This window comes from Hydrogenophaga defluvii (assembly GCF_042665235.1).
GTDB lineage: Bacteria > Pseudomonadota > Gammaproteobacteria > Burkholderiales > Burkholderiaceae_C > Hydrogenophaga > Hydrogenophaga defluvii_A.
Genome location: NZ_JBHTBZ010000049.1, coordinates 82,053 through 90,412, shown reverse-complemented (window position 1 = coordinate 90,412; position 8,360 = coordinate 82,053). Strand labels below are relative to the sequence as shown.

At 61.8% G+C, this 8,360-nt stretch carries 15 protein-coding genes and 1 pseudogene; 2 read left to right on the top strand and 14 right to left on the bottom strand.

The window, feature by feature from the left end; genetic code table 11:
- Positions 1-80: 80 nt before the first annotated feature.
- Positions 81-236, bottom strand: a pseudogene (locus ACFQU0_RS16535) (cytochrome c); the annotation flags it as partial.
- A 126-nt stretch (positions 237-362) separates the two neighbouring features.
- On the opposite strand from ACFQU0_RS16535, the gene ACFQU0_RS16530 reads away from it, so the two are divergent.
- Both ACFQU0_RS16530 and ACFQU0_RS16525 read left to right on the top strand, forming a co-directional pair.
- Positions 363-1,028 (top strand): cytochrome b/b6 domain-containing protein, encoded by a 666-nt coding sequence (locus ACFQU0_RS16530; protein ID WP_382202702.1) that lies wholly within the window; start codon positions 363-365, stop codon positions 1,026-1,028.
- Between the two features lie 33 nt (positions 1,029-1,061).
- Entirely contained in the window at positions 1,062-1,562 is a 501-nt protein-coding gene (locus ACFQU0_RS16525; protein WP_382202700.1) for a GNAT family N-acetyltransferase, read from the top strand.
- A gap of 55 nt (positions 1,563-1,617) precedes the next feature.
- Here ACFQU0_RS16525 and ACFQU0_RS16520 read toward each other — a convergent pair whose 3' ends face one another.
- From ACFQU0_RS16520 to ACFQU0_RS16460, 13 genes are all read right to left on the bottom strand, one after another.
- Positions 1,618-2,127: a peroxiredoxin gene (locus ACFQU0_RS16520; RefSeq protein WP_382202698.1), complete on the bottom strand. Its 510-nt coding sequence runs from the start codon at positions 2,125-2,127 to the stop codon at positions 1,618-1,620.
- A gap of 153 nt (positions 2,128-2,280) precedes the next feature.
- Positions 2,281-2,550 carry a 30S ribosomal protein S17 gene (gene rpsQ / locus ACFQU0_RS16515; protein WP_382202696.1) on the bottom strand — a complete coding sequence of 90 codons (270 nt, stop codon included), beginning with the start codon at positions 2,548-2,550 and terminating at the stop codon, positions 2,281-2,283.
- A gap of 9 nt (positions 2,551-2,559) precedes the next feature.
- A complete protein-coding gene (gene rpmC, locus ACFQU0_RS16510) occupies positions 2,560-2,754 on the bottom strand; it encodes a 50S ribosomal protein L29 (protein ID WP_382202694.1) in 195 nt (64 codons plus the stop codon).
- 14 nt (positions 2,755-2,768) lie between these two features.
- Positions 2,769-3,185, bottom strand: a complete 417-nt coding sequence (gene rplP, locus ACFQU0_RS16505) for a 50S ribosomal protein L16 (RefSeq protein WP_342133598.1) — start codon at positions 3,183-3,185, stop codon at positions 2,769-2,771.
- Between the two features lie 2 nt (positions 3,186-3,187).
- Entirely contained in the window at positions 3,188-4,063 is an 876-nt protein-coding gene (rpsC, locus tag ACFQU0_RS16500) for a 30S ribosomal protein S3 (protein ID WP_382202692.1), read from the bottom strand.
- A gap of 16 nt (positions 4,064-4,079) precedes the next feature.
- Complete coding sequence (gene rplV, locus ACFQU0_RS16495; protein WP_382202690.1) at positions 4,080-4,415, bottom strand: 50S ribosomal protein L22; 336 nt, start codon at positions 4,413-4,415, stop codon at positions 4,080-4,082.
- A 9-nt stretch (positions 4,416-4,424) separates the two neighbouring features.
- On the bottom strand, positions 4,425-4,700 hold the full coding sequence (gene rpsS, locus ACFQU0_RS16490) for a 30S ribosomal protein S19 (protein ID WP_382202688.1): 276 nt from the start codon (positions 4,698-4,700) through the stop codon (positions 4,425-4,427).
- 11 nt (positions 4,701-4,711) lie between these two features.
- Positions 4,712-5,539, bottom strand: coding sequence for a 50S ribosomal protein L2 (gene rplB, locus ACFQU0_RS16485; protein ID WP_382202686.1), 828 nt, complete (start codon positions 5,537-5,539; stop codon positions 4,712-4,714).
- Positions 5,540-5,541: 2 nt separating this feature from the next.
- Complete coding sequence (gene rplW, locus ACFQU0_RS16480) at positions 5,542-5,856, bottom strand: 50S ribosomal protein L23 (RefSeq protein ID WP_382202685.1); 315 nt, start codon at positions 5,854-5,856, stop codon at positions 5,542-5,544.
- On the bottom strand, positions 5,853-6,473 hold the full coding sequence (rplD, locus tag ACFQU0_RS16475; RefSeq protein WP_382202683.1) for a 50S ribosomal protein L4: 621 nt from the start codon (positions 6,471-6,473) through the stop codon (positions 5,853-5,855). The genes rplW and rplD overlap by 4 nt, the downstream gene beginning before the upstream one ends.
- A complete protein-coding gene (rplC, locus tag ACFQU0_RS16470) occupies positions 6,473-7,147 on the bottom strand; it encodes a 50S ribosomal protein L3 (RefSeq protein WP_382202682.1) in 675 nt (224 codons plus the stop codon). Before rplC ends, rplD begins: the two co-directional genes overlap by 1 nt.
- A gap of 223 nt (positions 7,148-7,370) precedes the next feature.
- The gene (gene rpsJ, locus ACFQU0_RS16465; RefSeq protein WP_068174613.1) at positions 7,371-7,685 is read right to left on the bottom strand and encodes a 30S ribosomal protein S10; all 315 of its coding nucleotides are present in this window, start codon (positions 7,683-7,685) and stop codon (positions 7,371-7,373) included.
- 11 nt (positions 7,686-7,696) lie between these two features.
- Positions 7,697-8,360: EF-Tu C-terminal domain-related protein (locus tag ACFQU0_RS16460; RefSeq protein ID WP_382202679.1), on the bottom strand; the 664-nt coding region annotated here is incomplete at its 5' end.

Genomic DNA, 8,360 nt, shown 5'->3' with positions numbered 1-8,360 from the left:
AGCAGGTTAGGGTTCTTACGTGGGTCAGATTTGGATGGAAATTACCCGTGAAGGTGGGTCAGTTCTGGATGGAAATCAACAGCCATCGCGCCCAGCCGCGAAAAATGGGTGCCCATGAGCGACAAGGCACTCTGGCGGTATTTCACCGCGTCTTCGGGCTTTTGGAACTGGGCGGCGGCAGGCAGCGAGACGGCCAAGGTGGCGGCGGCCAGCGCGGTGGTGACGGCAAGTTTCATGGTTTTCCTTCAGGCGGTGGGAGGGTGGCAGAGGACGTGTCAACAAGCTTGACCTCTGCGATGATCATATCCGTCAATTTTTGGTTCCGCTGAACGCGGTCTGCACCTCAACAAAGGAGCACGGGAATGCACACTGTTCGTGTCTGGGACTTGCCCACCCGGGCGTTTCACTGGCTGCTCGCAGCCACCGTCATCGGCATGGTGGTCACGGCCAAGGTCGGCGGCAACTGGATGGTCTGGCACCTCCGCCTGGGCCATGTGGTGCTGGCTTTGCTGCTGTTCCGTGTGCTGTGGGGCTTCGTCGGCGGCCATTGGTCGCGTTTCAGCAACTTTGTCTACAGCCCGCGCGCGCTCTGGCGCTACCTGCGTGGCCAGGCCCCCGCCGAACACCAGATGGGGCATTCGCCACTGGGTGCGCTGTCCGTTTTTGCGCTCATCGCTGCCTTGTCGCTTCAGGTTGTCACCGGCCTCATGAGCGACGACGAGATCGCTTTTTTTGGCCCCTTGGTGCGTTTTGTGGATGGCAGCACCGTGAGTCAGGCGACCGACTTCCACAAGGCAGTTGGCCAATGGCTGGTGCTTGGCCTGGTCGCGCTGCACGTGGTGGCCATCCTGGTTTACCAGTTCGGCAAACGACAAGACTTGATCGGCCCCATGTTGCATGGCGACAAAACCGCCCCGCTGCCCTCACCCGCCACCCGCGACGGTGCTGCGCAGCGTTGGCTCGGCGCGGTGCTGGCGCTGTTGGCGTCCACTGTGGCCTACCTGGTTCACGGTCTGGGCGCGGGCTGACGCTGCCTCTTTGTGCTGTCGTATAGTCGCGCCATGTCTGAGCCGACCGCCTCCCAGACGCAGATCGAGCCCGCGCAGACGCCGTCCGACCTGGCCATTGCGCGCATGCTGTTTCTTGAGTACCAGCAAAGCCTGGGCATCGATCTGTGTTTTCAGAACTTTGATCAAGAGCTTGCCGGCCTGCCAGGCGACTACGCGGAGCCCCTGGGTGGGCTGTTGGTGGCACAGGTGGATGGTGAGCCCGCCGGCTGCTGCGCTTTCCGGCCCCTGCTGGGCAGCGACTACCCCAATGCCTGTGAAATGAAGCGCCTGTATGTGCGCCGCATGTTCCGGGGTTTTGGCTTGGGCAGGCAACTGGCCGAACGCACCCTCATGCTCGCGCGCCAGGCCGGATACGACCACATCCTGCTGGACACCCTCGACGACATGGAAGCCGCCCGCGCGCTCTACCTGGAGCTGGGCTTTACGGAGGTGGCGCCCTACTACCACAACCCCCTGGCCGGGGCGCACTACCTCAAAGCCGACCTCAAATGAAACGGCCGCATGGCCCCCAGGGGGCACGCGGCCGTGAGGTTGTGCTGACCCGAAATCAGGCGGCTTTGGCCTGAGCCAACAAAGTGGCGGCGTCGCTCACCTCGAACTTGCCCGGACCTTCAATGTTGAGGGTCTTGACCACACCGTCTTTCACCAGCATCGAATAGCGGTTGCTGCGCAAGCCCAGGCCCTTGCCCGTCAGGTCCAGCGTCAGGCCGGTGGCCTTGGCAAATGCCGCGTCACCATCGCCGAGCATGCGAACCTTGTCGCCGGTCTTCTGGTCGCGCGCCCAGGCACCCATCACAAAGGCGTCGTTCACGCTCACGCACCAGATTTCGTCCACGCCAGCGGCCTTGAACGCGTCGAATTGCTCCACATAACCGGGCACGTGTTTGGCCGAGCACGTGGGCGTGAAAGCGCCGGGCAGTGCAAACAGCGCGATGGTTTTGCCAGCGGTGGCCTTGGCCACGTCCACCGGGTTGGGGCCGATGCTGCAGCCATTGCCTTCGACTTCCACGTACTCCATCAGCGTTGCTGCGGGAAGTTTGTCGCCTACCTGAATCATGAGAATGCTCCTCGGGGTGAATGGCCTGTGGCCGGGTTGACTCTGTCCCAGGGCGCCGCATTGGTGCAGGCCCAAAAACAAAAAACGACCGAGATTGTCGGTCGTTTTTTGAGTTGCTGCTGGGTGCAGCCCAATAGGTGTAATCCTGTGGGCTTAAACCAGACCAGCCTTTTGAACCAGGCGCGTGGCGACCCAGTTCTTGGTCTTGGACAGCGGACGGCTTTCGGTGATCTCGATCACGTCGCCCGTCTTGTACTCGCCCTTTTCGTCGTGCGCGTGGTACTTGCTCGACTTGGCGACGATCTTGTCGTACAGCTCGTGCTTCACGCGACGCTCGACCAACACCGTCACGGTCTTGGCGCGCTTGTCGCTCACCACCTTGCCAATCAAGGTGCGCTTGAGGGATGTTTTAGCTTCCGTCATGGTCACTCCTTACTTGGCGGCTTGCTTTTCAGCAAGAATGGTCTTGGCACGTGCGATGGCGCGGCGGGTGCTGCGCAGGGTGCTCGTGTTGCTCAGTTGCTGCGTGGCTTTTTGCATGCGCAGGTTGAAGTGAGCCTTTTGCAGCTCCTTCACCTCGGCTTGCAGGCCGGCAACGTCTTTTTGGCGCAGTTCAGCAGTTTTCATCTGTGTTCTCCTGATCACTGGCCAATCATGCGCGTCACGAACGTGGTGCGCAGGGGCAGCTTGGCGGCTGCCAGTTTGAACGCTTCACGGGCCAGCTCTTCGGGCACACCCACGATTTCGTAAAGCACTTTGCCAGGCTGGATTTCAGCCACGTAGTACTCGACCGAACCCTTGCCGTTGCCCATACGGACTTCGGCAGGCTTGTTGGAGATCGGCTTGTCCGGGAACACGCGGATCCAGATGCGGCCACCACGCTTGACGTGACGCGAAATGGCGCGACGAGCGGATTCGATCTGGCGCGCGGTCAAACGGCCGCGATCGGTGGATTTGAGACCGAAGTCGCCAAAGGCCACAGAGTTGCCAGTGGTGGCAACGCCGGTGTTACGGCCTTTTTGCTCCTTGCGGTACTTACGACGTGCAGGTTGCAGCATGTTTATTCTCCTTTGCCGTCCGCAGGTGCCCCTGCGGGTGCGTCTTTGCGAACGCGCTTAACGGCGGGTCGTGCCTCGCCAGCAGCGGCTTCGGCGGGTTTGTCGCTGCCATCGGCAGGGGCACCGGTGCGACGCGGTGCGCCACGGCCGGGGCGGTCGGAGCCAGGACGGGCACCGTCACGGCGCGGACCACGCGGGCGACGCTCTTCTTCAGGACGCGGGGTGCTGTCCAGCGAAGGGGCGTCGTTGCGGCCCAGGGTGTCGCCCTTGTAGACCCACACCTTGACACCGATGATGCCGTAGGTGGTTTCTGCTTCGGACGTGCCGTAGTCGATGTCGGCGCGCAGGGTGTGGAGAGGCACGCGGCCTTCGCGGTACCACTCGCAACGGGCGATTTCGGCGCCGTTCAGGCGGCCGGACGACATGATCTTGATGCCCTGGGCACCCAGACGCATGGCGTTCTGCATCGCACGCTTCATGGCGCGGCGGAACATAATGCGCTTTTCGAGCTGCTGCGTGATGCTGTCGGCGATCAGCTTGGCATCGATTTCAGGCTTGCGCACTTCTTCGATGTTGACCGCGACCGGCACGCCCAGCTTGGCGCTCAGGTCCTTCTTCAGCTTCTCGATGTCTTCGCCTTTCTTGCCGATCACCACGCCCGGACGTGCCGAGTAGATGGTGATGCGTGCGTTCTTGGCGGGACGCTCGATGATGACGCGCGACACAGCGGCGTTCTTCAGCTTGCCCTTGAGGTACTCGCGCACCTTGATGTCTTCGGCCAGCATGCCGGCGAAGTCACGGTTGCTCGCGTACCAGCGGCTAGCCCAGTTGCGCGAAACGGCCAGGCGGAAGCCTGTGGGGTTGATTTTTTGTCCCATAGTTCCAGTGACCTCTTCAGTTGCCAACCGTCACATAGATGTGACAGGTGGGTTTGCTGATGCGGTTGCCACGGCCTTTGGCGCGGGCCGAGAAACGCTTGAGCGTGGTGCCTTGTTCGACGTGGATGGTCGTGACCTTCAGCTCGTCGATGTCGGCGCCGTCGTTGTGTTCGGCGTTGGCGATGGCGGATTCCAGGGCCTTCTTGACGATGCCAGCAGCTTTTTTCTGCGTGAACGTCAGGATGTTGAGGGCCTGGTCGACCTTCTTGCCACGAATCAGGTCAGCCACCAGACGGCCCTTGTCCACCGACAGGCGCACGCCGCGGACGACACAGCGGGTTTCAGTAGTCATGGTTGATCCTTACTTCTTGGCTTTTTTGTCGCCAGGGTGGCCCTTGAAGGTGCGCGTCAGCGAGAACTCGCCGAGTTTGTGGCCCACCATCTGGTCCGTGATGTACACCGGCACGTGCTGCTTGCCGTTGTGAACGGCAATGGTCAGGCCGATGAACTCGGGCAAGATCATGGAGCGACGCGACCAGGTTTTGACGGGCTTCTTGTCCTTCGTGGACACAGCCTTTTCCACTTTGGCCATCAGGTGATGGTCGACAAAGGGACCTTTCTTGAGAGAACGGGTCATCTCGTCACTCCTTATTTGCTCTTGCGACGCGACACAATCATGGATTGCGTGCGGCGGTTGTTGCGGGTGCGGTAACCCTTGGTGAGGTTGCCCCACGGATCCACCGGCGGCATGCCGGTACCGGTGCGGCCTTCACCACCACCGTGCGGGTGGTCGATCGGGTTCATCGCGACACCGCGAACGGTCGGGCGGATGCCCATGTGACGCTTGACACCGGCCTTGCCCAGCTGACGCAGGCTGTGCTCGGTGTTGGAGACTTCACCAATGGTGGCGCGGCAGTCCACGTGGACCTTGCGCACTTCACCCGAGCGCATGCGCACCTGGGCGTAGATGCCTTCGCGGGCCAGCAGCACAGCCGAGGCGCCAGCGGAACGGGCGATTTGTGCGCCCTTGCCGATTTGCAGCTCGATGCAGTGGATGGTCGAACCCACGGGGATGTTGCGGATCGGCAGGGTGTTGCCCACGCGGATCGGCGCTTCGGAGCCGCTCAACAGCGTTGCACCGACTTCAACGCCACGCGGGGCGATGATGTAGCGGCGCTCGCCGTCGGCGTAGCACACCAGAGCGATGTGGGCCGTGCGGTTCGGGTCGTATTCGATGCGCTCAACCTTGGCCGGAATGCCGTCCTTGTTGCGCACGAAATCGACCACGCGGTAGTGGTGCTTGTTGCCACCGCCACGGTGACGCACGGTGATGTGACCGTTGTTGTTGCGGCCGGCCTTCTGGAACTGAGGTTCCAGCAGCGGCGCGTAACCGTCACCCTTGTGCAGGTGATCACGCGTGACTTTGACGACGCCACGGCGACCGGGCGATGTCGGCTTGAGTTTGACGACGGCCATGATCAGACGCCCTCCCCACCAAAGTTGAGTTCCTGACCAGCGGCCAAGGTCACATAGGCCTTGCGCACGTGGTCGCGGCGACCCACGGTCTTGCCGAAACGCTTGGTTTTGCCCTTCTGGTTCAGAACGGCAACGGCGTCGACCTTGACCTTGAACATCATTTCCACAGCGGCCTTGATCTCGGGCTTGGTCGCATCGCGCAGCACCTTGAACAGGATGGCGTTCGATTTCTCGGCGGCCAGGGTCGCTTTTTCGGACACGATCGGTGCCACCAGCACCTGCATCAGGCGCCCTTCATCAAAAGAGGTCGTGCTCATGCGAACATCTCCTTGAGCTTGTCGATGGCGGCCTTGGTCACGATCACTTTCTTGTAGTGAACCAGCGACACCGGATCGGCGTAACGCGGCTCGACAACCAGCACGTTGGGCAGGTTGCGCGAAGCCAGGTACAGGTTCTCATCGACTTCGTCGGCGATGACCAGAACCGATTGCAGGTTCATGGCCTTGAACTTGGCAGCCAGGGGCTTGGTCTTGGGCGAGTCCAGCTTGATGGAATCGACCACGGCCAGACGGCCTTCACGCACCAGCTGCGAGAAGATGGACGCCATGCCGGCGCGGTACATCTTCTTGTTGAGCTTCTGGGTGAAGTTTTCGTCGGGGCTGTTCGGGAAGGTGCGACCACCCCCGCGCCACAGCGGCGAGGACGTCATACCGGCGCGAGCGCGACCGGTGCCCTTTTGTTTGAACGGCTTCTTGGTCGAGTGCTTGACCTGCTCGCGGTCCTTCTGGGCACGGGTGCCCTGGCGCGCGTTGGCCTGGTACTGCACCACCAGCTGGTGGATCAGCGACTCGTTGTAGTCACGACCAAACACGGTCTCGGGCACGTCCACTTTGGACGCGGCCTGGCCTTGTTCGTTCAGGAGTTCGACTTGCATCAGTTCGCTCCCTTATTGGTTTTGGCCTTGATGGCCGGGCGGACGGTCACAAAACCGCCGTCGGAGCCGGGGACAGCGCCACGGACCAGCAGCAACTGGCGGGCTTCGTCGATGCGAACCACGTCCAGGTTTTGCACGGTCACGGTCTCATCGCCCATATGGCCGGTCATCTTCTTGCCAGGGAACACGCGACCGGGGTCTTGCGCCATGGAGATGGAGCCAGGCACGTTGTGCGAACGGCTGTTGCCGTGCGACGCGCGCTGCGAGCTGAAGTTGTGACGCTTGATGGTGCCGGCAAAGCCTTTACCGATCGAGGTGCCTTGCACATCGACCTTTTGGCCCACGGCAAACACAGCCGTTGCAGGCACCACAGCACCCGCGGGGTACTGGGCAGCCACGTCGGCAGCGACACGGAATTCTTTGAGGATTTCACCAGCTTCGACACCGGCTTTGGCCAGGTGACCAGCCGCAGGCTTGGTCACACGCGAAGCGCGGCGGGCACCAAAGGTAACCTGCAGCGCATCGTAGCCGTCGTTGGCTTGGGTTTTGACTTGTGCCACGCGGTTGTTTGACACGTCCAGCACGGTGACAGGAACAGCGTCCCCATCCTCGTTGAACAGGCGCATCATGCCCACCTTGCGACCCAACAACCCGAGGGAGTTGCTAAGACTCATCGTTTTCTCCGTTCCCGACTTCAATTGGCCGGGGCTGATGGTGTGTTTGGCGCCCTAAGACACCAAGCACGGTTTATGACGCTACCAACCGCACGTTTTGACACGGCCGTTGGCGCACATCCAAATCACATTCCCCAGGGTAAACCCCGGGAAAGCCCGCGAGTATAGCCCGCGAACTGGATTCCTGCAAGCCCTGCGTTTCAGCAGGGCTTGCAAAGCCACATCACTGCAGCTTGATCTCGACGTCCACGCCAGCCGGCAGGTCCAGCTTCATCAGTGCGTCAACGGTCTTGTCGGTCGGGTCGACAATGTCCATCAGGCGCTGGTGGGTGCGGATTTCCAGCTGGTCGCGCGACGTCTTGTTGACGTGCGGCGAACGCAGGATGTCGAAACGCTTCATGCGCGTCGGCAGGGGCACGGGGCCCTTGACGATGGCGCCGGTGCGCTTGGCGGTGTCCACGATTTCAGCGGCCGAGGTGTCGATCAGCTTGTAATCGAAAGCCTTGAGGCGGATGCGGATCTTTTGCTTGGAAGACATGCGGGCTCTCCTTAGGCAATGATCTTGGCCACCACGCCGGCGCCCACGGTGCGGCCGCCTTCGCGGATGGCGAAGCGCAGACCTTCTTCCATGGCGATCGGGGCGATCAGCTTGACGGTGATCGACACGTTGTCGCCAGGCATCACCATTTCCTTGCCTTCGGGCAGCTCGATGGAGCCGGTCACGTCGGTGGTGCGGAAATAGAACTGCGGACGGTAGTTGTTGAAGAACGGGGTGTGACGGCCACCTTCATCCTTGGACAGCACATACACCTCACCGGTGAAGTGGGTGTGCGGCTTGATGGAGCCGGGCTTGCACAGCACCTGACCGCGCTGCACGTCTTCGCGCTTGGTGCCGCGCAGCAGGATGCCGACGTTGTCGCCAGCCTGACCCTGGTCCAGCAGCTTGCGGAACATTTCCACGCCGGTGCAGGTGGTCTTCTGGGTGTCGGCGATACCGACGATTTCGATTTCTTCGCCAACCTTGACCACGCCACGCTCGATACGGCCGGTCACCACGGTGCCACGACCCGAGATGGAGAACACGTCTTCCACGGGCATCAGGAAGGCACCGTCCACAGCGCGCTCAGGCGTGGGGATGTAGGTGTCCAGCGCGTCGGCCAGCTTCATGATGGCTTCTTCGCCCAGGGGACCCTTGTCGCCTTCCAGCGCCAGC